This window comes from Candidatus Azobacteroides pseudotrichonymphae genomovar. CFP2 (assembly GCF_000010645.1).
Taxonomy (GTDB): Bacteria; Bacteroidota; Bacteroidia; order Bacteroidales; family Azobacteroidaceae; genus Azobacteroides; species Azobacteroides pseudotrichonymphae.
Genome location: NC_011565.1, coordinates 298770 through 322888, shown reverse-complemented (window position 1 = coordinate 322888; position 24119 = coordinate 298770). Strand labels below are relative to the sequence as shown.

Genomic DNA, 24119 nt, shown 5'->3' with positions numbered 1-24119 from the left:
GACCACCGTGTTATCAGTATCTAATCTAAATGTATCTTTTGGAGGGCTAGAGGCTTTGAATTTGAATAGTTTTGAACTGAAAGATAAGGAATTGCGGGTTATTATTGGACCTAATGGTGCTGGAAAGTCTACTTTTATGGATGTGTTGTGCGGAAAGACAGAACCCAATGGCGGTAGTGCCTTGTTCAATGGAATAGAGCTTATAGGTAAGTCTGATATAGAAATTACCCGTATGGGTATAGGACGTAAATTTCAAAAGCCCTCCATTTTTGAGGGGCTTACTGTATTTGAAAACTTGATGATAGGATTGAAAGGTAAAAAAGGGTTTTATTCTTCTTTGTTTTTCAAACTTACAAGTGAACAATTGGACAGGATACATGAAGTGGCTGAACGTGTTAGTTTGGAAGATGAGCTTCACTATTCGGCAGCTTTACTTTCGCATGGTAAAAAACAGTGGCTGGAGATAGCCATTGTCCTTTTACAAGATCCTGAATTGATGCTTATAGATGAACCAACTGCGGGGATGTCCGACTTTGAAGCTACTAAGACTGGTGAATTACTTTGTGAGTTGGCTGAAGATAGCGGTATAATTGTTATTGAGCATGATATGCATTTTGTGGAGCAAATAGCTCGAGAAAAAGTAACTGTCCTTGTGCATGGAGAAGTTCTTATTGAAGGTTCTTTTAAAGAAGTAAAAAATAATCAGAAAGTCATTGAGTGTTATTTAAGTTCTCCTAATTCTGCTCAGACTGCGAGAATAAGAAAATGAACGAAATAGTGAGTAATATTATATTGGAAACAAAAAATGTTCGGGCTGCTTATGGTGAAAGTCGAATTCTTTGGGGGGTGGATGTGCAAGTTCAGAGGGGAAAAGTGACCACTATTATGGGACGCAATGGCGTAGGAAAAACAACCTTTTTACGTACTATTATGGGTTTAGTTAAAACTAAAGATCCCATTATTTTTAATGGCGAAGAAATACAATATCTTCCTACATATAAAAGAGCTAGAAAGGGCATTGGCTACGTCCCGCAGGGTAGAGAAATTTTTTCTAAACTCACTGTTTATGAGAACATATTTATAGGGACAGAAGCACGGAACGATTCTATTCATTCTTTTGATGAGGAAGAGATATATGGGCTTTTCCCTATATTGGAAGATTTTCGTAACCGATTGGGTGGAAATATTAGTGGAGGTCAGCAGCAACAATTGGCTATTGCACGTGCTTTAGTAGGAAAACCTAATTTACTTATTCTTGACGAACCAACAGAAGGGATACAACCTTCTGTTATTCAAGAAATAACTGAAGTACTGAATCATCTTGTTGATCAGGGATTAAGTGTTTTATTAGTAGAGCAAAAGCTTGATTTTGCTCGTAGTATCTCCAGCTATTATTATATTATGGATAGAGGAAAAATTGTTAAACACATAGACAAAATGGATGTCGACTTTGAAGAATTAAAAATATATTTATCTATATAATGCTATGAGACTTACTCCAAGAGATGTAGAGAAATTAATGTTGCATATTGCTTGTGTAGTAGCACAGAAAAGATATGCAAGAGGATTGAAATTGAATTATCCCGAAGCGGTAGCTCTCTTATCTGGTCAATTGCTTGAACTAATTCGTGATGGACATAATCTTGCAGAATTAACGAAATTGGGAAAAGAGATATTAGGCAAAGGTGATGTGTTACCTGGTGTAGCTGAAATGCTAATACAAGTTCAAGTGGAAGGGACTTTTACAGATGGGACTAAATTAGTATCTATTCATCATCCCATTTGTTATGAGACTGTTTCTTCAATATTTGCTCTTTATGGTTCAGGTTTAATTAAATCTTCTAAAAGAGTAGAATCAGATAATAGTATGGGTGTTATTCCTGGATTTATAGAAACAAAGGATGAACCTATTTTTTACAATACTAATCGTCGCACAATTACACTTTGTGTTACTAATACAGGGACACGTTCCATACAGGTTGGTTCACATTGTAGTTTTGAAGAAACTAATAAAGCTTTATTATTTGATCGTTCAGCATCTATTGGTTTTCGATTGAATATTCCTGCTGGGACAACCATTCTATTTCCTCCTGGAGAAACTAAAAATGTGGAATTAGTAGAAATTGCTGGTGATAAACAAATATGGGGAGGGAGTGGGTTAGTAAATGGTTCGTTTGAACACAAGCAAAAAGAAATAACTCTTACTATGAAAGAGCAAGGTTTCATTTTGGATACGTAAAAGGGATAATTTTATGGCACAGATAAACAGAAAATTGTATTCTTCTATGTATGGTATTACTACGGGTGATATAGTAACTTTAGGTGATACAAATTTGAAAATACAAGTAGAAAAGGATTATACTACTTATGGGGAAGAATGTGTCTTTGGTGGTGGTAAAGTTATTCGTGATGGTATGGGACAAGCATCGGGTTTTTGTGATGAGGAAGTATTGGATATGGTGATAACCAATGCTTTGATTATTGATTACAAGGGCATATATAAAGCTGATATAGGAATTAAAAATGGAAAAATAAAAGGCATTGGTAAAGCGGGGAACCCTCATATTCAACCTGGAGTTTCTCCTACTCTTATTATTGGCACGATTACTGAGGTTGTTTCTGGGGAGGGACGAATTTTGACGGCAGGAGCTATTGATACCCATGTTCATTATATCAGTCCTCAGCAAGCGGATGAAGCTTTGGCTTCTGGTATTACAACTTTTGTGGGAGGAGGAACAGGACCTGCTACAGGTACTTATGCTACTACTTGTACTCCAGGTTGGTATCTTCGTAAAATGATGGAAGCAACCGATAATATTCCTATTAATTTTGGTTTTCTTGGAAAAGGTAACTCTAGTAAATCAAAAGCTCTTGAAGGCCAAATAAAAGCAGGAGCGTTAGGTTTGAAGCTTCACGAGGATTGGGGGTCTACTCCTTCCGTTATTGATACAAGTCTTAAAGTTGCTGATGAATATGATGTACAGATCTGTATTCATACAGATTCCATCAATGAATGTGGTTATATTGAGGACACTCTTTGTGCTATCGATGGAAGAACAATACATGCTTATCATGTTGAAGGTGCTGGTGGTGGACATGCCCCAGATATTATGAAGGCTTGTGAATATGCGAATATTCTTCCTTCTTCTACTACTCCAACTAATCCCTATAGTTTGAATACAATAGATGAACATCTGGATATGTTAATGGTATGTCACCATCTTGACTTCAATAATCCTGAGGATATTTCTTTTGCTCAGAGTCGTATTCGTCAGCAAACGATTGGAGCAGAGGATTTCTTGCATGACATGGGGGCTATTTCTATTTTTACTTCTGACTCCCAGGCTATGGGTCGTATAGGGGAAGTAATTTGCCGTACATGGCAAATTGCCTCACGTATGAAAGAAATACGAGGGTTCCTTTCAGAAGACCAAATGACAGGAAATGATAATTATCGCGTAAGAAGATATATTGCTAAGTATACAATTAATGCTGCTCTTGCACATGGATTATCTCACATAGTTGGTTCTGTTGAAAAGGGGAAATTGGCAGATCTTGTTCTTTGGCGACCTGAATTTTTTGGAACGAAACCTGATATAGTTATAAAAGGAGGAATGATAGCCTATGCACAGATGGGTGATCCTAATGCTTCTATTCCTACTCCAGAACCTTATATTTCTCGTCCTATGTATGGTGCATTTGGGAATGCAGCTTCTGCGACCTCTTGTTTGTTTATCAGTGAAGCTTCAATCGAAGCTATCAAAGGATATGGACTTAATAAAATGTTAACTGTTGTAAAAGGTTGTCGTGTGATTTCAAAGAATGACTTGAAGTTGAATAATTATATGCCTTGTATTGATATTGATTCAAAAACATTTGAGGTATCAATAGATGGTGTACTTATTTCCGTAAAGCCGGCAAAAAAACTTCCCTTGGCACAACTGTATAATTTGTTTTAGAATTTACTGAAAATTTTGAACAGCTAATAATGCATCAGCAACAACAAATGTACTTCCACCTATAAAAATAACATCTTCTTTCGTGGCAGAAAGTTTTGCAGAGGCAAATGCATGAGTAACTGTGGAATAATTTCTTCCTCTTAAACCGAAAGATTTGGCATAGTTCATTAATGTTTGTGCATTCAACGCGCGAGGAATATTTGCCTGTGTAAAGTAGTAAATAGCATTTTTAGGTAGAATTTGGAGAATAGATAAAATATCTTTATCACTAACTATACCAAAGATAATATGAAGTTTGTCATATTTTTCTGATTCTAATTGTTGTACAACATATTCTAATCCTCCAATATTGTGTCCTATGTCCAACAGAATTTTTGGAGCGTATTGTAATATTTGCCAACGTCCTTTGATTCCGGTGTTTGCTGTCACATAACGAAATCCTCTATATACAGCTTGGGGCGGTATGTTTAGAACATCTCTTTTCAGAATCTTGATAGCGCATAGAGTTGTTACTGCATTTTGTATTTGAGCATACCCTCCTAGTTCATTGATCAAATTAGGGTATTCTTTTGTATTTAATTGCCAATATCCAGAGAGCAAGAGTTTAGAAGAAAGAATAAAGTTTTCTTCTTGTGCAAATATAAATTTTGTATTTTGCGCTTTACGCTTTAAATCTAGAAATACTTTTTTTACCTTCTCCTCTGCTTTGCCAATAATTACAGGAATATTAGGTTTAATTATTCCTGCTTTTTCTTTCGCAATTTGGGTTAGGGTATTTCCTAATAAATTAGTATGGTCAAAACTGATATTAGTAATGATACTTAAGACAGGAGTAATTAGATTGGTACAATCTAATTTTCCACCTAACCCAACTTCAATAACAGCAACATCTATTGCCTGTTCTGCAAAATAGGAAAAAGCCATAGCTGTTGTTAATTCAAAAAATGAAGGTTGGATGGATTCAAAGAAAAATTTGTATTTAGCGATAAAATTAATTACAAAATTCTTGTTTATAGAACTACCATTTATTTTTATTCTTTCTCTGAAATCTAATAGATGTGGTGAGGTGTAAAGTCCTACTTTATAATTGGATTCTTGCAAAACGGATGCTAATAGATGAGAAGTAGACCCTTTCCCATTCGTTCCTGCTATATGGATAGTTTTATATTTAGTGTGTGGATGATTCAGGTATTTATCGATTAGGAAAGAATTTTCCATTCCTTTCTTGTAAGCATTACCTCCTATTTGTTGAAACATAGGAGAAGTGTTGTAAATGTACTCAACGGTTTGTTCGTAGTCCATATTCACTTCTTGATTTCTTCCAAAATCTTTACTGCTTTTTCTACTGTACTGATATTTTGAATACTCAACATTCGGCGATTATTTTTTTCTAAAATATTACAGTATTTATAATTAGTCTTAGCAAATTCCAAAATTTGGTCAAATGATTTACTTTGATAATATGGAGAATCGAAATTTTTGACTAAATACAATATCATTTTACCATCTTTGAGTACTATTTTTTCTATACCTGATTTTTTGGCCATCCTGCGAAGTCGTACAATTAGTATTAATTCTTCTACTTTAGCAGGAATTTTACCAAATCTATCTTGCAGCTTGATACGAAATTGTTCCATATGTTCTTCTTCTATTGTATCTAATTCACGGTAGAGTAGAATACGTTCAGAATCATTGGGAACATAGGATGTAGGAAAATATATTTCTAAGTCGCTCTCTAAATTAGTTTCCATAACATAATTTTCGCCTGTATCGATTTGATTTTCGTCTTTATAAAGATTACTAAATTTTTCATTTTTTAATTCTTGAATAGCTTCGGATAATATTTTTTGATAGGTTTCGTAACCTAAATCGGCAATAAATCCGCTTTGTTCAGCTCCAAGTATATCCCCTGCTCCACGAATGTCTAGATCTTGCATGGCGATATGAATTCCACTTCCTAGTTCTGAAAAACCTTCAATGGCATGCAAACGCCTTACAGTTTTGGGCGTTAAATTGGAAAGGGGAGGGCAAAGTAGATAACAGAATGCTTTACGGTTACCTCGTCCTACGCGGCCTCGCAATTGATGTAAATCACTTAATCCAAAATTTTGTGCATTATTTATAATAATCGTATTAGCATTTGGAATATCAATACCATTTTCAATGATAGAAGTTGAAATCAAAATATCATATTCATAATTGACAAAATCAGTGATAATTTGTTCCAATTTAGTAGATTCCATTTGCCCGTGTCCAATAGCAATTCTTCCATCTGGAATCTCTTTTTTTACCAAATCTTTTAGGTCCCCTAAATTGGAAATACGATTATTGATAATAAAAATCTGACCGTTACGACTCATTTCAAAATTGATAGCTTCACGGATAATATTTTTTTCGAAGCGATGCAATTCTGTATGAATTGGATATCGATTAGGTGGTGGAGTAGATATGTTAGATATATCTCTTGCTCCCATTAAACTAAATTGTAACGTACGAGGAATAGGAGTAGCTGTTAAAGTAAGCGAATCGATGTTGGTTTTCATTTGTTTCAATTTTTCTTTTACCTCTACTCCAAATTTTTGTTCTTCATCTATAATCAATAATCCTAAATCTTTGAATTGTACATCTTTACTAACTATTCTATGTGTTCCTATTAAGATATCAATTGTTCCTTCTTTCAATTTTTTGATAATAGTTTTACTATCCTTAGTAGTTCTTGCTCTTGAAATGTAATTTATTGTTACAGGGAAATTGGATAATCTTTCCTTAAAAGTATTGTAGTGTTGAAAAGCTAAAAGTGTAGTAGGGACTAAAACTGCTACTTGTTTACTATCTGTTACTGCTTTGAATGCAGCACGGATAGCTAGTTCAGTTTTGCCAAATCCAACATCACCACAAACCAAACGGTCCATTGGTCTAATGTTTTCCATATCTTTTTTAATCTCCATGTTTACTTTTGCTTGGTCTGGAGTATTTTCGTAAAAGAAAGAAGCTTCTAATTCTTTTTGTAGATAAGTATCAGAAGAAAAAGCAAAACCTTTTTCTTCTCTTCTTTTTGAATAAAGTTGAATAAGATCTTTAGCAATATCTTTAACTTTCTTTTTTGTTTTTTCTTTTAAATTCTCCCATACCCTTGAACCTAACCTATTCAATCGTGGAGGTTCATTATCTTTCCCTTTATACTTGAAAATTTTATGTAGATTGTGGATACTGGTGAAAATAGTATCTTCGTTAAGAAAAGTCATTTTGACAACTTCCTGCATTTTTCCATTAGTTTCTGTTCGAATTAATCCTCCAAACTTACCTATACCATGGTCTATATGCACTAAATAATCTCCCACTTGGAACTGTTGTAATTCTTTCAAAGACAGGGCGATTTTACCTAAATGGACTTTTTCTGATTTTAAATTATATTTATGAAAACGATCAAATAATTGATGGTCAGTGAATAAGCAAATTCGCAAAGTTTTATCTATAAATCCAGCATGAAGTGTATTGAGAACGGGTATAAATGGAATGACATCTCCTCTATCTTCAAAAATGGATTTAATACGTTTGATTTGTTTTTCACTACTACTCAATATATAGAGAGTATAGCTTTCCTGCAATTTTTCTTTCAAATAAGAAGATACTAAATCAAAATTTTTATGGTAAAAAACTTGCAATTCAGTAGAAAACTCAATGATTGTATCTTTTTTTCTGTGAGAAGAAGTCTCTAAATGAATTTTTTTATAGCTTGTTATTAATGACCGAATAGTTTTTTCTGGAATTAGAAACTTTTTCATCTGTTCTACAGATGAAAAAGTTTCCTCGTTAGTTAATATGGGCATTTCATTCCACAGAGAATGAAATCTTTCATAAATCCAATCCTCTTTTTTTAATATTAATCCTGTTGTTATAGGGAGATAAGAAAATAATGTTGTATTTGAATTGCCTGAATTCGCTGAAATAATAGAAATAGAATTTAGTTTATCTTTAGATAATTGAGTTTCAATGTTAAAACTACGAATACTTTCTATTTCATCTCCAAAAAAATCTATTCGATAAGGATATTCGTTAGAAAAAGAAAATACATCGACAATAGAACCTCTCACTGCATATTGACCAGGTTCATATACATAATCAACCTGTTCAAAATGGTAGGAATTCAACACATCCATAACAAATAAAACATCTATTTTTTCATGAATGTTTATTGTTAATGTATTGCTTTTTAATTTATTGGGATCAACTACTTTCTCTGCAAGTGCATCTGGATAAGAAACAATGATACATGGTTGTCCCCCATTATTCAACCGACTTAAAACTTCTATGCGTAGTATTTCATTTGCTGCATTTTTTTGTCCATACCGAATATTTCGCCTAAACTGAGAGGGGAAGAACAATACGTCTTTTTCTCCTAAAACTTGGCAACAATCGTGATAAAAATAGCCCGCCTCCTCTAAGTCGTTTAATACACAAAGTAAATTCCGATTTCTTATTTTTTTGAATATGCAACAACAAATCAAACTTTTTGCACTTCCTAATAAGCCTTTTAAATAAATATTGCTTTCATTTTCAAATGAAAGTATGGTTTGCTTTATTCCAGGGTGCACTTTGTAAAGATCTTGTAAAATGGAATTTTTCAGAACCACAAATTTTATGCAAAGGTAAGATTTTATTCCCCATTATTGTAAAAAGATATGATGATTGATAAATCACCCCTTCGAGCCAATTTACGAAATTGGAAGTAAGATACTTATTGTCAGGTACAATGCTTTCTCCTGTATCTCGTGAAAATAATTTTATTAGTGAAAATAATTTTTATTATTAGCATCTTCAAAATTGTTTTAGAAGCTATTAGCATCTATTTTTTTTCTGAATCTATACCGCAAAACAATTAATGATAAACGCGTTTTACTTATCCAACATTGTATAGCTTTACAGGATGTATTAACTAGTTGGAAAATAATAAAAACTTTTGATTCCAATATCAAAAATCCTATTGCCAACGATTTGTTAAAAGTTACTGTTGAAACAAAAATTGCAGTTTTCCTGGTAGAATATTTACAATTAGAATTAAGGGCTTTTACACTTTACACGAATTTGCGTCTACATCCAATAGGCATATATGCAAACTTATTACCTTCTGATAGTTCTACTAATGTTCGTTTTTCGCCTCAGAATCTTATAAATGCTTATGCTTTTATTCTAAATTTTTTAGAATAAATTTTTTGTAAAAATTGAAAATCTAAATAATTGTTTGAATCAAATTACTATTAAATGCATTCGCTATATTTTTCGAGAAATTAGCACATCAATTTTTCTCCAAAAAATACTCCTAAAATTATTACTGATTTCTATGAAATTGAAGATTGTAGATCGAAAGGATTAATTAATTTTAAGGTAAACGGGGCTTCTTAAATTGAAATTCTTCGTTTTATACACGGATTTTCGTTCGTTCATAGAACTAGATATAGTATAATATTGCAGTAGTGGATTTTTGAATCGTAACTGACAGTGCACACTTAATTCTATTGGAGAATCATTTCTATTCCTAGCATTTTAGCAATATACTCATAGCAATTTCCTCTGCTTTTTTTTGACCTTTCAATTCAGATATAATAGACAAAGCAAAATCAAGGGCAAATGCCGGACCTCTTCCGGTAATGATATTGTCATCTTTTACTACGCCATCTTCGACATAAATCGCCCCTAATAGGTTATCTTCAAATCCTGGATAAATCGTTGCTTTTCTCCCTTGTAGTAGATGCAACCCACCTAACACCGAGGGTGCTGCACATATTGCTGCAATTTTCTTCCCCTCTGCATTATATTGTTTGAGAAGTTTTTTTAACCCCTCATGAGCATTTAAATTCCCTGAGCCAGGTATCCCTCCTGGGAGTATTAATATTTCTCCGTAAGAAAAATCGGTTTCAGAAAATAATTTATCGGCTACAATTGAAACATTATGCGACCCCGTAACTATATTTTTATCAGTAATAGATACGGTTGTTATTTTCATTTCACTACGACGAATGATGTCTATGACACTAATGGCCTCTATTTCTTCAAAGCCCTCTGCCAAGAAAATAAAAGCTTGTACGTTATCTTTCATTTTAATACATACCTAAAGTGTCACTATCTTCTACTTGATTTCACTCTCCTTCAATAGTTTTTGAGTTTGTTTTAGACGCCCCTTAACTGCTGAATTATGCATATTCATATGTTCAAATACTAATCTCTTCAACAAAATACAAGCTGCATAAAACTATAGTCCACATTTTCTTTTGAAAATTCATCTCGAGAATTATGTGTTTTAACTTTATTCGTTGCATCTAAAAATAATTGGCATTACAACTATAATTCATACAAAATAAAACATAGATTTACAAATCTAAATAAATATTAGGTTAAAGCAAACGACTTTTATCCTTGAGTTGAAGTTTGTTCTTTGTTACCAATAGCAATTTACGATAAAAAGATGTTTTCATTGCTATGAAAATAGGAATATTTGGAGGCGATTATCAGACAAGTAAACAAAGCTTTATTAAAAGTCTTTTTGACTATTTATCAGAACTAGGAGCGAAAATTTGGATAGATGAGTTTTTTTATAATTACTTATCCAAATATTTTGCTTTTACACCCAAAATAGAAGGCTTTGTTCATCGGGAGATGTTTCTGTTCGATATGGTTTTCAGTTTAGGTGGTGATGGAACTTTTTTGAGGACAGTGGCTTGGGTGGGCCATAGAAATATTCCAATTTTGGGAATAAATACAGGTCATTTAGGATTTCTTGCCGATATAAATACATCTGAAATTACTGAAACAATAGATGAAATTTTTCAGGGAAAATATCGTATAGAAGAACGAAGCCTATTACAAATAGAAACTTCACCACAATTTCGTGAACAATACAACTGTGCTTTAAATGAAATTGCTATTTTAAAACGGGATACTTCATCTATGATTTCTATTTGTACTTATCTAAATGATATATTTTTAACTGAATATTTGGCAGATGGTTTATTGTTAGCAACTCCAAGTGGTTCTACAGCATATAATTTAAGCGTAAATGGTCCAATTATCATACCACAAGCTCATAATTTTGTTTTAAGTCCAGTTGCCCCTCATTCTCTGAATGTACGTCCTTTAGTTATTCCTGAAGATTATGAAATACGATTTATAGTAGAATCTCGCAGTAAAAATTTTTTGGTTTCTTTAGATGGACGTTCAGAAATCTTTCCATCTGGTAGCGAATTTCAGGCAAAAAAATCAGATTTTACCATTAAAGTTGTCAAAAGATTTAATCAAAATTTTTACAATACCTTGCGAAAAAAACTATTATGGGGAGAAGATATAAGAAAGAAAATATGATTGTCTTTATCAGGCAATAGTAGAAAGCAGAATTAAATCTATCAAGTATTACAAGGTGGTAATTGAACAATTCACATGCAAGTGTGCCATTTATAAGTTCGTTTATCAAGGCTGTTTTTCGAGCAGGATAATGAGATGTAAAGTGGCAATGTATAGGAATTTAGAAAAATAAAAATGTATTAAATTGTTTTTATCACACTAAAGCTAGTGCTTGTACTTGTACTAGTGTTTCCTGCCCTTTACTTTTTGAAGTAAAGGGCAGGGCATTGCGAGTTCTGCGAGTTGTATTTTCATCTTTCCCATATTCATATAAATGTCAGTGTCTTGATGAAAGTGGTTGATATATCCAAAGTAGCTATGGTTAACAGGTCTAATCTTCCCTTTTGGGACTATTTCGTACCGATAGTCTTTCCATGGGGCAAACTTTTCCGTATAAGATTGAATATTTGCCTTGACAAAGGACAATGGGGAGTACAAGCTACATGAGGGGTATCTATTAATTTTAAATGTGTCGTTAGCGCAAGTTCTTTATATATCCCATTATCAAATGTTAGGAAACGATGAAGAAAGTTGGAATGTTGCTACTGCTCCCTCCCTCTTTTCTTTGAGCAAAGAGAAAAGTGATCCATTGCTGTATTCCGGGCTGTTTGTGTGTGATATGTGTGAGAATGGAACTAAAATCTACCATAAGTTCAAGAGTGAGAATACAGAAACGAAGTTTAAAGACACCGGTAATTTCTGAGGGGAGATATTTATGTTGATGTGTCACTCTCATTACCAGTCGAAGAAGGATACGATGCATTTTGTAGAATACAATCAATCAATCAAGTACAGGACAGGTTCAGAAAGGAAGTCAGACATTCAGTTGAAATACATGTTAAATTTTTTAATATAGAGAACAAGAGAACGAGAACAATAGAGTGGAAGTAAAAGCTGTACCAGACATAGATTTCTCTCTGTGATTACCTTATGTTTTGTGAATACATTAGAAATAACGTATTATGTTATGTTGAATAACATAAATAGTATATTCGGAATCAATTTTTTGATAATTACAGATAGAGTTGTTCTATCGCTTGAACTTTATTCGAAAGTTAAGGTTGAAGAGATATATATAAAAGTAAATCAATTGTAAAACTAAACTAAACTAAACTAAACTAAACTATGAAAAAACTAATCTTAGTTGCATTGTTATTTACACTCTTCTCATTGAAGAACTTTATGTTTCCATTGGATAGAAGGAGAAGCTCCACTATCTGAATCGCTTATGTTAATCGGTGAAATTCATTAAGTCACGATTTGTTTCAGAGAAGGGATACTATATAAGTTGGTAATAGTTTACGGGAAACTTGCCAATGAATGATTATATTTTCTATTACCTCAAATAAAGACAAGGATGGAGAACATTACTGGAGGGGAATAGATAATGCTCTCGGTATGACACCTCAGAACTATCGTGTGTGTCTACGTAATTCACAGAATTAATTTTAGACAGAGTATTTATTGTAGAGAAAGAAGAATCAAAAAAAATGTACAAAAGCTAGCACAGGCTGGGATTGTCTGTCCTATGGACTAACACCTCTACTGAGGCCTCTCTGTGGGTGGTGAAGAGGATTTTTTTTGTCATCACGGATCAAACATTGAATTTTTTGAGTGGGAGTATCCGGCTTCACTTTTACTAGCTGGAATTCATCACATACTTTAGTTCATTTCTATGAATTATACAAGAATGGTGATGAAAAGCGATGGGAGGAGTGTTGAATATGGGAATCGAAGCACGCAGAGAAGATTCCAAGAACAATCTATTGAACAAACTCAAAACCGAAAAAGCTAAAATTTGCGGTAGAGTGCGGTAGAGATTATCTCTAATTATCAGTTCCTCCTAAAACTAGACAACTCTTTTGAACTTTGATGTAATAATAGCTACGTCTTAATATAGATGTAGTGGAAATGTGACTAAATATCATTGATAATTACGGTATACTTTTTGGTGTGAGGTAGCAATCATCTATTGACCATTGTGCAGAAGTTTTGTTCATGATATAATCAAAGATTATCTTATTGTACGGTGCAGGGAAGTTACTTGTTTGGATTTGTATTGGCCAAATAAAGAACTGTCTAGTTTTACTTTCTCTCATACATATTGGAGCATTAAAAATCATTTTGTTCGTTCTGGCATTCCATAGAAGTAATGCTACTGTCTAGGTTGAACGGGATTGAAGCAACCATTCTTTCTTTTCCCTTCAAAAAAGAGAAAACTCCATTCTTTTGTTGTCTATCTTCTCATTTTGTTAGTATATCTTAAAAATGGGCTAAGATCTGAATATGTAATTTTAATCCATCTATAATAATACCTTTCACTTCCTTTTTCTCATAAGTAATTGTTAATTATCACGATAAATTATACACATGTTTAATAAGTTTATTTTTGTCAATGTGACAAAGTACACATTTTGAAATATACAAAAGTCTCGTTTTGATTTTGAAAACGATATGGTTCTTGATTTATTTGCTGGAATAGGAAGCATTTAGTTTAAATCATTTTCTTGTGGAGGCAAAGCAGTAACATATCATATGTGGAAAAGAAATGAATTCATTGTTTTTTATTAAAAACATATAACTAAACTGGATGTAAGCCAATTACAAATATTGCAAAGAGACTAAAATTTTATTCCAACCCTTTTAATTTTAAATTTACTGATCCTTTGTATAATCTAAAAAATAATCTAAAAAACAATTATTTTTAATTCCAAGCCTTGGCACTTTTTTCATCTCTTTTGTTTTAAACTTTAAATAAATAGAATTTTGGTTGCGAAATACTTGAAGAAATATGACTCTGTTTAAAAAAACAGAGAATTTACTATCTGGTCAATTTTAATATTTTTCACAAATCTCCAAATAATCATTTCAGCATTTTACATATAAGGATAAGGAATTTGAAAAAGAAGGGTAATCTCAACATAGATCCTTAGTAATATTATTGTTTGATTTTCTTACAATCTAAATAGGCATTGATTATAGGTAATAAATCCTTACATTTGCTTATATCAACTTTTTTTATGAAATTCTATTAATGGAATTGGAAAAACAGATAGTGACGACGCTCAGAACAATTTGTGACCCTGAAATTCAAGTAAATATTTACGATTTAGGGTTGGTTTATGATGTAAATATTGATGATAACAAGAATGTAACTATCACTATGAGTTTGACTTCCCCAGCCTGCCCTGTTGCCGATTTTATTGTAGAGGATATAAAAATAAAAATAGAATCTATTCCAGAAGTTACCTCTGTAGAAGTGAAAATTGTTTTTGAACCTAAATGGAACCAAGAGATGATGAGTGAGGAAGCGAGACTAGAAATGGGATTTCTTTGAAAAAGAAAAATAGCAAGAACGGATCTTTCATATAAAAAACCAATACTATCTCAATATATTTTTTAAGCATTCGTTTATTTATTCGATAAATTTAAAAATACTGAGTAGTTTAGTAAAAAATTATACTTTTGTGTCATCCTATACTTATAAAAAGTAATATTCTAAAAAATCTTTATGAAGAAGTACAATTTTAATCCAGGTCCTTCTATACTGCCTCAGGAGACTGTAAATAATACAGCAAGAGCAATTACAAATTTTTCTAATTCGGGTTTATCGCTGATGGAAATTAGCCATCGCAGTAAAGATTTTCAATTGATGATAAATGAAACGATAGTTCTGTTTAAAGAACTATTGAGTATTCCTGAGGGCTATTCTGTTTTGTTTTTGGGAGGAGGGGCAAGTTTGCAGTTTTGCATGGTCCCATACAACTTGTTGGAAACTAAAGCAGCTTATCTCAATTCTGGTGCGTGGGCAAGTAAAGCTATTAAAGAGGCTCGATTGTTTGGAGAAATTATCGAAGTCGCTTCCTCAAGAGAAGCTAATTTTTCCTATATCCCTAAAAATTATATTGTCCCTTCCGATTCCGATTATTTTCATATCACGACTAACAATACTATTTTTGGGACAGAAATACATCACGATATTGAATCGTCTGTACCACTGGTAGCTGATATGTCGTCTGATATTTTTTCTCGTCCAATAAATATATCCAAATACGGTCTTATATATGGGGGAGCTCAAAAAAATCTAGGTCCTGCAGGTGTTACCTTTGTGATTGTAAAAGATAGTCTTTTAGGGAATGTAAGTCGTCCAATACCATCTATGTTAGATTATCGTATACATATTAAGAATGAATCTATGTTTAATACTCCGCCCGTTGTTCCTATTTATGCTTCCTTGCAGACTTTAAAATGGTTGAAAACTTTAGGAGGAGTAGAGGAGGTGTACAAAAAAAATAAAGAAAAAGCGACATTTTTATACGAAGAAATTGACCGAAATCGTTTGTTTAAAGGTATAGCTGCTACAGAAGACCGTTCTTTGATGAACGTATGTTTTATTATGAATGATGAATATAAAAATTTGGAAAGTGCTTTTCAACAGTTTGCTTCGTCCAAAGGTATGGTTGGTATCAAAGGGCACCGTTCGGTGGGTGGTTTTCGTGCTTCTATTTATAATGCACTTCCCAAAGAATCAATAAAAGCATTAGTTTCCGTTATGCGAGAATTTGAAAAAATACATTGTAAGGGGATTTGAAAGTCTAGACAGACTTCGTTACAAATTTTATGTAAAAATTATACATATGGGTATATGTATGTAGTGGAGAATAGTGAGTTTGTTTTCTGTATAGTGCTCTTGAGAGGTGTGGAGGGGAATTATTGATTTTGTACTGGCAAAATTATGATTATAAGGTATCGAAATGTTTCTAGTCAAATAGTCGAGTAGTCAAATAGGTGGGGGCTATACTAAGTAAAATCGACTTAGTAGAAGGAAAAGTACAAGCAAGTATACGTAGAATTAAAATTTGTTTATATCAGATTAATCAAAATATTCTTCAAATCAAACTAGGTTAACAGAATTAATTAATGAAAAAAATTGACAATTTCCCTTTTGTTGGACACAAGGTTTTTGTTCGTGTGGATTTTAATGTGCCATTAGATGAAAACTTTACAATTACTGATGATACTCGTATTCGTGCCGCAATGCCTACCTTGAAAAAGGTTATTGCTGATGGAGGTAGTTTAATTATTGGTTCTCATTTAGGAAGGCCCAAAGGAATAAATCCCAAATATTCTCTGAGACATATTTTGCAGCGAGTCTCTGAATTATTAGGGACTAAAATAGATTTTGTCGAAGATTGTTTGGGTAAGAAGGCGTCTGAAAAAGCAGCTTCTTTACAGCCCGGACAAGCTTTACTACTGGAGAATCTCCGTTTTCATGCTTCTGAAGAAGGTAAACCTCGTGAATTAGTAGATAATATATCAGAAGAAGAGAAAATTATTGCCAAGCAAATCGAAAAAAACAACCAAAGGAATATGGCGAGACAGTTAGCATCTTATGCTACAGTTTATGTAAATGATGCTTTTGGTACGGCTCATCGTTCCCATGCATCTACAGCTATTATGGCAGATTACTTTAATAGTGAACATAAACTTTTTGGTTATTTAATGCAGAAAGAAATCAGCTCTGTAGAGAAAATATTGAAAGATACCGTTCGTCCTTTTACTGCTATTATGGGGGGATCTAAAGTTTCGTCCAAGATCGATATTATCGAAAACCTACTCAATAAAGTAGATAATTTAATTCTCACAGGAGGAATGACCTATACTTTTGCCAAAGTAATGGGAGGTAAAATTGGAGACTCTATTTGTGAAAATGATAAATTAGAATTGGCTTCAGACTTAATTCAAAAAGCAAAAGACGCTAAGGTTCGTTTGGTATTGGCAGTAGATGCTAGGATTGCCGATAGTTTTAGTAATGAAGCTCATACACAGATAGTTGCAGTAGACAAAATCCCAGATGGTTGGATGGGATTGGACATTGGTAACGAAACAGAAAAAATCTTTACTAAAATAATAGAAAACTCTAAAACAATTCTTTGGAATGGGCCTACCGGCGTATTTGAGTTTGATAATTTTTGCAAAGGCTCCCGTGCTGTAGGAGATGCTATTGTGCGTGCTACTCAAAAAGGAGCGTTTTCATTGGTAGGAGGTGGGGACTCTGTTTCTTGTGTCAATAAACTTAAAATTGCGGATAAGGTAAGTTATGTATCTACGGGTGGTGGTGCTTTACTTGAATTTATAGAAGGGAAACAACTACCGGGTATTAAAGCTATACGTGGGTACTAAATATTGAGTTTTAGTAAACAAAACAAAAAAAGAATAAGTGATATAAATGATAATTGAAGAAAGAAAAATACATGTGTTTGTAACATGCTTCGATAAAGAATTGAGTCAAGAGAATTAATGAATAAGATTCCAAATCTTGTTATTAAAGCAAACATTTTCCTTTTCTATCTTTGAAGACTTTGAATATAAAAAATATATCAATTATTGCAATAATAATGTGAGATGTTCTCCTATGTTTAAATAGATATTTCCAATTCGTCGTAAGCTATGCGGATAGCTGGGGGTAGTTTTTTTTGGACATCTTCATGCAGTCCAAAATCGTGACATATATGTGTGAGATATGCTTGATCAGGTTTAATGATATCGATATATTTTAATGCTTCCTTTATGTTAGCGTGTGTAGCATGTGACTTTTCACGTAATGCATTAATAACCAATACAGACAATCCTTTCAATTTCTCAAATTCTGAATCTGGAATAGTTTTTAAGTCTGTTAAGTAAGCAAACTTATCTATACGATAGCCTAATATTGGTTTTCTTCCATGTAATAAGTTAATTGGAATGATTTTTATTCCTGATATATCAAAAAAAGATTCATTTTTTTTGATAGAATGTATTCTCAAATTAGGAATACCTGGGTACTGTTGTTCATTATAATTAAAAATATACGGCAAACGCTCCTTTAATTTGATAGACGTGTAGTAATCAGTATAGATATTCACTATCCGTCTATTTCTGGTAAAACAACGCAAATCGTCAAGTCCTCCTACATGATCGTAGTGTTCATGAGTAATTAAAACACCGTCCAATCGATCAAATGTTTTTTTTTTAAAAGTTTCTAATATTTGCCTATAGAAATCCGGACCGCAATCAATCAGAATGTATCTACTTTCTATTTCTACTAATACTGACGAGCGAAATCGTTTATCTTTTTTGTCTTCAGACAGACATACTACACAATTACAACCAACTTCAGGGTTTCCCGTAGAGGTACCTGTCCCCAAAAAACGTATTTTCATTTCAAATTTCAATAAGTTTATTATAGTAATATCAAATAAAACATACAGAGAAAAAATTTTCTATTCTTAACTCTTGCTCTGTATATTTCTTAACTTCTTTTCTTTCCATAGAAAAGCAGAATCAATAAGTTCTTCTTTATAGAAGAACCCTCGTCTAAACAATAGTTTTCATAATTTTAAACATTGCTTATTGTTTTTAATGGAACTAATAATAGAAATATAATAAATAATTAAATTTCAGTCAATCTTGTCCTTTTTTAATTTTATCTGTACTGCTCTTTGCACATACCATACGGTCTTTGCCGGAAATATCTTTGAATAACTCTACGTTTTGATATCCTTTCTTTTGAAGCATAGAAGAAACAGTTTGTCCGAAAAATGCATGGGTCTCAAAAAAAAGAAGTCCATTAGCAGTTAAATACTGCTTCCCTATATCGGCAATACGATCGTAAAAGATTAATGGAAATTCTTTGGGAACAAAAAGGGCTTGATGTGGTTCATAATGCAATATATTGGGTAATAAATTTTTTTTTTCTGAAATAGTAATGTAAGGAGGATTACTAACAATAACAGAAAAAGATGTTGGACAAAACTGAGTGAGAGGGGAAAAAATATCTTGTTGAAAAAAAATTACTTTCATTTCATTCATTTGGGCGTTTTGACGTGCAACTTCCAGAGCTTTTCCCGAAATATCTAAGGCATAAATTTTTGTATCCGGCAAATATTTTGCCAATGCAAGAGCAATACAACCTGAGCCTGTCCCAATATCAAGGATAGTACAATGAGAAAAATTATGTAACGCGATCTTTTTAATTATTAAATCTACCAATTCTTCGGTTTCTGGTCTTGGAATTAAAACATTCTCATTTACTACCAATTGTATACCATAAAATTCTGTTTCACCTAATATGTATTGTATTGGACGAAAACGCTTTAGATCATTAATTATTATTTCAATATGAATTATTTTGTTTATTGGCAATCGTTCATTTGCATTTTGCAAAAGAGTTTGTTTGTCTTTCTGACAAACAAATTTGAGAACTAACCAACTCAATGAGTAAGCTTCTTCAACAGGATATAAACCATGCAACCGTTCTTGTATATATTGCAAAGCTTGTATTATAGTTATTTTTACAAGTCTAAAAACACTCATTTTTTTTGAAAAAATGTTTTTACCTTTAACATATGGATCTTTGGTTTATGAAATAGTGATAATTCTATTATTTAGATACTTAGTTTTCATTATATGCCCTGACAGATTAAAATTCGAGAAAGACGGAGTGGTACACCTTCTCTAAACATGAACGAAATATAAAAAATTATCATAATAACTAAACCAATGTGAGGAATTAATACAATATTTTTTTATTTCCTTACACGAAGATTTATATTAAAAGCAAAATGTCTAATAAACTAATGAAAGAACTGATCGATACAATCAGACTTCCACAACATATTGCTATTATCATGGACGGGAATGGGAGATGGGCTCTAAAAAATGGTATGAACCGTCTTCAAGGTCACCAAGAAGGAATTATTTCTATCCGCAAAATTGTAGAGGTATCTAGTAAAATTGGTATTGAATACTTGACTATTTATACTTTTTCCACTGAAAATTGGGATCGTCCCATTGAAGAAATCAGTGCTTTGATGGATTTGATTGTAAAGACCGTTCACCATGGAACAAACGATTTAGTAAAAAACAATATTCGTCTTCAAGTAATCGGAGATACTAAACGCTTGTCGCAAATAACCCGTGATAGTCTAGGTATTTGTATTGAAAAAACTGCTCAAAATAGTGGATTAACACTAACATTAGCTCTTAGTTATTCATCTCATTGGGAAATAACTGAAGCTGTTAGAAATATAGCTTATAAGGTAAAGGGCGGAGAATTAGACCCTGAAAACATTGATGAAAAAATATTCTCAGCTTTCTTAGCAACGAATAATATCCCATCCCCCGATTTATTAATCCGGACAGGAGGAGAGTACCGCCTTAGTAATTATCTACTATGGCAATTGGCATATACAGAACTTTATTTTACTCCTATTTGCTGGCCAGAATTTAGAGAAGAAAATTTTTACGAAGCCATTTATAATTTCCAAAGAAGGGAAAGACGTTTTGGTAAAACCAGCGAACAAGTAAAAGAACAAAACAAATATTAGTTTATAATAGAGGTATGGTGATCTTCTGCTTTTCGAGCAATTTCAAACATTAAGGCAGAGCTTCGATTATATGCTGGATACTTAATCAATGCTTCTATGATTTCATCATCTGCCATTTGTTCCACTGATTTGAATACAAATGGCTTAGGTATCGCTTTTCTACCTAGGCTACGGGCGATCCCTTTGCCATAATATTCATCTATTAATTGTATTTCCTCAATATTTTTTGCTTCCATTTCTGCGGAAAGCATATCTATCATCGGGATACTTTCTTTACCAAAACCTGTAGCCAATATGGTTACCTTTACTTGATCATTTAACGTATCATCTATAGAATATCCCCAGATTACCTCAATTCTTTTGTCAAATCTACTCATAAAATCAGTAACCTCATTCATTTCATTCATTTGCAATTCTTTTGCGGAGCTACAATAAAAATTGAATAAAATTTTTATTGCACGAAATATATCGGTATTATTAAGTAAAGGGGAATTTAAGGCATCTTCACAAGCCTTACTTACACGATTTTCACCTGTTCCAAATCCATTACTCATAACAGCTACTCCTCCATTTTTCAATGTCGCTTTTACATCGGCAAAATCAAGATTGATGTGTCCTGGAATAGTTATAACTTCAGCGATACCTCGTGCTGCTGTAGTTAAAGTACTGTCGGCTTTCTTAAATGCATCGCGAACACTCATTTTACTGTGAATGTCTAGCAATCTTTCGTTGTTGAGGACTAATAAAGCGTCTACATTATTACGCAATTCTTCCACACCTTTTAATGCTTGGAGTATTTTAGGCATTCTTTCAAATAAAAAAGGAATTGTCACGATACCCACAGTGAGAATATCCATCTCTTTTGCTGTCTTAGCAATAATAGGAGCAGCTCCAGTACCAGTTCCACCTCCCATTCCAGCAGTGACAAACACCATTTGAGTCCCATCACTCAACAGTTTATTTATATCCGAAATACTTTCTTCGGCAGCTTGCTTCGCTATACAAGGATTATTACCTGCTCCTAACCCTTTAGTAATATTTTTTCCTAATTGAATTTTAACAGGGACTTCACTTTCTATTAATGCTTGGTTATCAGTGTTACACAAAGCAAAAGTTACATCCCGAATGCCTTCTTTATACATATGAGTAACAGCATTTCCACCACCACCACCAACGCCTATTACTTTAATTATTGCAGGCTGTTCTATAGGAAAATCAAAACCCATTAAAACATCTTCCATAATTTTCTCAAATTTATATTACATGCATATATTTTAATCATCAAAAATTGTTCTTGACAATTTGCCAAATAAACTCTCTTTACGTTTAGGCGGAGAAATGAGTTTTTGTTGTTTTCCTTCTTGCAATAGTGATGATTCTTCACACGTTTCTTTGGCACAATTATCTTTACTCAAAGCTAATAACCCTAAGATACAAGCATGTGCATGATTTTTAATATTTGCTCGACGAACTTGTTTTCCTATTTGTTGAGATAGTAATTTATCCAAATTCTTTAATAGAGAAGCTCCACCCGTAATAATTATACCTTCATCTAACATAGGTAAGCATCCAGACTGTTTTATTTGTTCAACGATGTTAGTAACTATCTCATTGACTCTTGCTTCAATAATCGTATCTACTAACTGTTCTTTTTTAGAATAGTCTATCAAAGCATTCCCATCATTGATTTTCAATGTTTCAGCTTCAGATTCTACAATACCCAAACAACAAAGATCTTTAGTAATAACACTGCCTCCCAAAGGAATAGTAACCAAATATTTTAATCGTTCTTCTCTATAAATAGAAAGATAAGTTATTCCAGCACCAAATTCTATTAAAGCACATCCTCTTCTCTTATCTTTACTGGTAAGCACTGCTTCAGCAGTAGCTAATGGAGAAATAAAAAAACCTGCAATTTCTATTCCTGCCTTTCCTTCTATACTCTTTTTCAAAAGATTTTTTAGCGAGGGACGACCTAATATCAATTGGTATTTTGTTTCTATTTCTTTACAATACATATTCTTAGGGTTTGTTTCTAACTTTCCATCTAAAAAATATTCTGAAAAGACGATTTCCAATACCTCTATTAATTCTGACATATGCTTGCGGCATTCGTCTTCAAGATGTAGAAGAATATCACTGGTGACTAATCCATTTATCTCTTTTTTTACTGAGTAATATTCTGCTCTCAATGACTGTCCGCCAATACCCACATATACCTTTTTTATACCTGAATTTAAACTGTGACTTAGGCCATTTACTATTTTCCGAACTATATTGGCAGTATCATCAATTTTGTAAACACAACCACGGCGAATACATGTGCCTGAAGGAATCTGTTTTGAATCCAAAATTGAAATACCTTCATGGGTTTTTCGTGCTGCCATAGCAAGTAGCTTGGAAGTTCCCAAATCCAACGCTACAACATAATGAGAGTGTCCTGTATTATTTAATTTTTCGTGCATACTATTTGATTCCTATATTTTAAATTGATAATAGAATAGCGATTCCATCCCAGTACATTCAATACTTTTTTATAAAAAAAAATTAAATTGTCGAGTTTATTTTCAAAATTTTTCATTTCTCCTAATACAATTCGATAATTTCCTAAACGAGGGATTAACTCTATTTCCAAATCGTTATTTACATATATCTGTTCTATTTGAGCATTCCAAAACTCATTTTTCTGTAGAAAAACTGCCAATGGATACAACTTTTCTATAGCGAATTTTTCATCAAAAATTCCACTTGCTAGCGGTACACAAACGGCAAAACCAACTGGGATAGATATTATCTTTCGATCGCTATCTATATAGTAATCAATATTATTCGAAATAATTCGTAGAATAGGTATCCGTTGATATATTTTTATTCGTATCGCAGAACTAATAGTCTTATATACTTCCGCTTTCTTTATAAATCCATGTTTTTCCAAAGTTTTTTCAATAGTTTTAGTATTTATCTCTAACATGTTTTTCTTGATAGGATCCAGTTTCTTTTCTTTAAGAAAAGAATACACTTGCATTGTACTCACGTATGAAACAGTATCATTCCCTGCTATATCTACTACTACTTTAGTACACTTCTCTCTATTTAGATTTGGATTTATGAAAATAACTATAAAAATAAAATAAACTATCAAAAGAAACACGATACCAATATGTATAATCTTTTTTAACATTTTTTTAAAAGTAGAAAAAAGAAAGATTAGAGTAAAACTTTATCAAAAAATAAAGGTTTAGTGCATATTGTAAATATTTTTTAGCTTTATTATGTGTCTGATATAATATTCTGTATTTCAACATTTTATAAAAGTTTCTTTATATCTTCTTTATATGTTTGTATGGTAGTTTCATAGGTATTCTCTTTCAATTCACAGGAAATATGGATATACATA

General features: G+C 32.6%; 17 protein-coding genes. 9 read left to right on the top strand and 8 right to left on the bottom strand.

The features are described 5' to 3' along the window. Nucleotides 1-7: 7 nt before the first annotated feature. From urtD to ureC, 4 genes are read left to right on the top strand one after another with little or no spacing between them, the layout of a single operon-like run. Nucleotides 8-769, top strand: a complete 762-nt coding sequence (urtD, locus tag CFPG_RS01345) for an urea ABC transporter ATP-binding protein UrtD (RefSeq protein ID WP_012573254.1) — start codon at nt 8-10, stop codon at nt 767-769. Next, a complete protein-coding gene (gene urtE, locus CFPG_RS01340; protein ID WP_265348034.1) occupies nt 766-1482 on the top strand; it encodes an urea ABC transporter ATP-binding subunit UrtE in 717 nt (238 codons plus the stop codon). Before urtD ends, urtE begins: the two co-directional genes overlap by 4 nt. Nucleotides 1483-1486: 4 nt before the next feature. Next, the gene (locus tag CFPG_RS01335; protein WP_012573252.1) at nt 1487-2239 is read left to right on the top strand and encodes an urease subunit gamma; all 753 of its coding nucleotides are present in this window, start codon (nt 1487-1489) and stop codon (nt 2237-2239) included. Nucleotides 2240-2252: 13 nt separating this feature from the next. Continuing rightward, nucleotides 2253-3959 carry an urease subunit alpha gene (ureC, locus tag CFPG_RS01330; RefSeq protein WP_012573251.1) on the top strand — a complete coding sequence of 569 codons (1707 nt, stop codon included), beginning with the start codon at nt 2253-2255 and terminating at the stop codon, nt 3957-3959. A gap of 3 nt (nt 3960-3962) precedes the next feature. On the opposite strand, the gene CFPG_RS01325 is transcribed toward ureC, so the two are convergent. The 3 genes from CFPG_RS01325 to CFPG_RS01310 form a co-directional block, all read right to left on the bottom strand. After that, complete coding sequence (locus CFPG_RS01325; protein ID WP_012573250.1) at nt 3963-5261, bottom strand: bifunctional folylpolyglutamate synthase/dihydrofolate synthase; 1299 nt, start codon at nt 5259-5261, stop codon at nt 3963-3965. Between the two features lie 2 nt (nt 5262-5263). Further along, the gene (mfd, locus tag CFPG_RS01320) at nt 5264-8593 is read right to left on the bottom strand and encodes a transcription-repair coupling factor (protein ID WP_012573249.1); all 3330 of its coding nucleotides are present in this window, start codon (nt 8591-8593) and stop codon (nt 5264-5266) included. 902 nt (nt 8594-9495) lie between these two features. Further along, the gene (locus tag CFPG_RS01310) at nt 9496-10056 is read right to left on the bottom strand and encodes a DJ-1 family glyoxalase III (RefSeq protein WP_012573248.1); all 561 of its coding nucleotides are present in this window, start codon (nt 10054-10056) and stop codon (nt 9496-9498) included. Between the two features lie 380 nt (nt 10057-10436). Between CFPG_RS01310 and CFPG_RS01305 the strand changes: the two genes are divergently transcribed. From CFPG_RS01305 to CFPG_RS01285, 4 genes are all read left to right on the top strand, one after another. After that, on the top strand, nt 10437-11315 hold the full coding sequence (locus tag CFPG_RS01305; RefSeq protein WP_012573247.1) for an NAD kinase: 879 nt from the start codon (nt 10437-10439) through the stop codon (nt 11313-11315). 3073 nt (nt 11316-14388) lie between these two features. After that, the gene (locus CFPG_RS01295) at nt 14389-14691 is read left to right on the top strand and encodes a metal-sulfur cluster assembly factor (RefSeq protein WP_012573246.1); all 303 of its coding nucleotides are present in this window, start codon (nt 14389-14391) and stop codon (nt 14689-14691) included. Between the two features lie 174 nt (nt 14692-14865). Beyond that, a complete protein-coding gene (gene serC / locus CFPG_RS01290; RefSeq protein ID WP_012573245.1) occupies nt 14866-15945 on the top strand; it encodes a 3-phosphoserine/phosphohydroxythreonine transaminase in 1080 nt (359 codons plus the stop codon). A 329-nt stretch (nt 15946-16274) separates the two neighbouring features. Then, complete coding sequence (locus CFPG_RS01285) at nt 16275-17537, top strand: phosphoglycerate kinase (protein ID WP_012573244.1); 1263 nt, start codon at nt 16275-16277, stop codon at nt 17535-17537. 236 nt (nt 17538-17773) lie between these two features. On the opposite strand, the gene CFPG_RS01280 is transcribed toward CFPG_RS01285, so the two are convergent. Together CFPG_RS01280 and prmC are read right to left on the bottom strand one after the other, a co-directional pair. After that, entirely contained in the window at nt 17774-18556 is a 783-nt protein-coding gene (locus CFPG_RS01280) for an MBL fold metallo-hydrolase (protein ID WP_012573243.1), read from the bottom strand. A gap of 241 nt (nt 18557-18797) precedes the next feature. Next, the gene (prmC, locus tag CFPG_RS01275; protein WP_012573242.1) at nt 18798-19709 is read right to left on the bottom strand and encodes a peptide chain release factor N(5)-glutamine methyltransferase; all 912 of its coding nucleotides are present in this window, start codon (nt 19707-19709) and stop codon (nt 18798-18800) included. Nucleotides 19710-19957: 248 nt separating this feature from the next. Between prmC and CFPG_RS01270 the strand changes: the two genes are divergently transcribed. Then, complete coding sequence (locus CFPG_RS01270; RefSeq protein ID WP_012573241.1) at nt 19958-20722, top strand: isoprenyl transferase; 765 nt, start codon at nt 19958-19960, stop codon at nt 20720-20722. Here CFPG_RS01270 and ftsZ read toward each other — a convergent pair. The 3 genes from ftsZ to CFPG_RS01255 are packed head-to-tail and all read right to left on the bottom strand — an operon-like array spanning nt 20719 to nt 23903. Further along, complete coding sequence (gene ftsZ, locus CFPG_RS01265) at nt 20719-21966, bottom strand: cell division protein FtsZ (protein WP_050720664.1); 1248 nt, start codon at nt 21964-21966, stop codon at nt 20719-20721. The genes CFPG_RS01270 and ftsZ overlap by 4 nt on opposite strands. Before the next feature lie 30 nt (nt 21967-21996). Then, nucleotides 21997-23187: a cell division protein FtsA gene (locus CFPG_RS01260; RefSeq protein WP_012573239.1), complete on the bottom strand. Its 1191-nt coding sequence runs from the start codon at nt 23185-23187 to the stop codon at nt 21997-21999. Continuing rightward, nucleotides 23172-23903 (bottom strand): cell division protein FtsQ/DivIB, encoded by a 732-nt coding sequence (locus tag CFPG_RS01255; protein WP_012573238.1) that lies wholly within the window; start codon nt 23901-23903, stop codon nt 23172-23174. The genes CFPG_RS01260 and CFPG_RS01255 overlap by 16 nt, the downstream gene beginning before the upstream one ends. Between the last annotated feature and the right edge of the window lie 216 nt (nt 23904-24119).

Coding starts and splice junctions, on each gene's coding strand:
- CFPG_RS01295 (WP_012573246.1), top strand. CDS start 14,389: ATGGAATTGGAAAAACAGATAGTGACGACGCTCAGAACAATTTGTGAC.
- CFPG_RS01255 (WP_012573238.1), bottom strand. CDS start 23,903: ATGTTAAAAAAGATTATACATATTGGTATCGTGTTTCTTTTGATAGTT.
- CFPG_RS01280 (WP_012573243.1), bottom strand. CDS start 18,556: ATGAAAATACGTTTTTTGGGGACAGGTACCTCTACGGGAAACCCTGAA.
- CFPG_RS01270 (WP_012573241.1), top strand. CDS start 19,958: ATGTCTAATAAACTAATGAAAGAACTGATCGATACAATCAGACTTCCA.
- CFPG_RS01335 (WP_012573252.1), top strand. CDS start 1,487: ATGAGACTTACTCCAAGAGATGTAGAGAAATTAATGTTGCATATTGCT.
- ureC (WP_012573251.1), top strand. CDS start 2,253: ATGGCACAGATAAACAGAAAATTGTATTCTTCTATGTATGGTATTACT.
- urtE (WP_265348034.1), top strand. CDS start 766: ATGAACGAAATAGTGAGTAATATTATATTGGAAACAAAAAATGTTCGG.
- CFPG_RS01310 (WP_012573248.1), bottom strand. CDS start 10,056: ATGAAAGATAACGTACAAGCTTTTATTTTCTTGGCAGAGGGCTTTGAA.
- CFPG_RS01325 (WP_012573250.1), bottom strand. CDS start 5,261: ATGGACTACGAACAAACCGTTGAGTACATTTACAACACTTCTCCTATG.
- serC (WP_012573245.1), top strand. CDS start 14,866: ATGAAGAAGTACAATTTTAATCCAGGTCCTTCTATACTGCCTCAGGAG.
- CFPG_RS01285 (WP_012573244.1), top strand. CDS start 16,275: ATGAAAAAAATTGACAATTTCCCTTTTGTTGGACACAAGGTTTTTGTT.
- prmC (WP_012573242.1), bottom strand. CDS start 19,709: ATGAGTGTTTTTAGACTTGTAAAAATAACTATAATACAAGCTTTGCAA.
- CFPG_RS01305 (WP_012573247.1), top strand. CDS start 10,437: ATGAAAATAGGAATATTTGGAGGCGATTATCAGACAAGTAAACAAAGC.
- CFPG_RS01260 (WP_012573239.1), bottom strand. CDS start 23,187: ATGCACGAAAAATTAAATAATACAGGACACTCTCATTATGTTGTAGCG.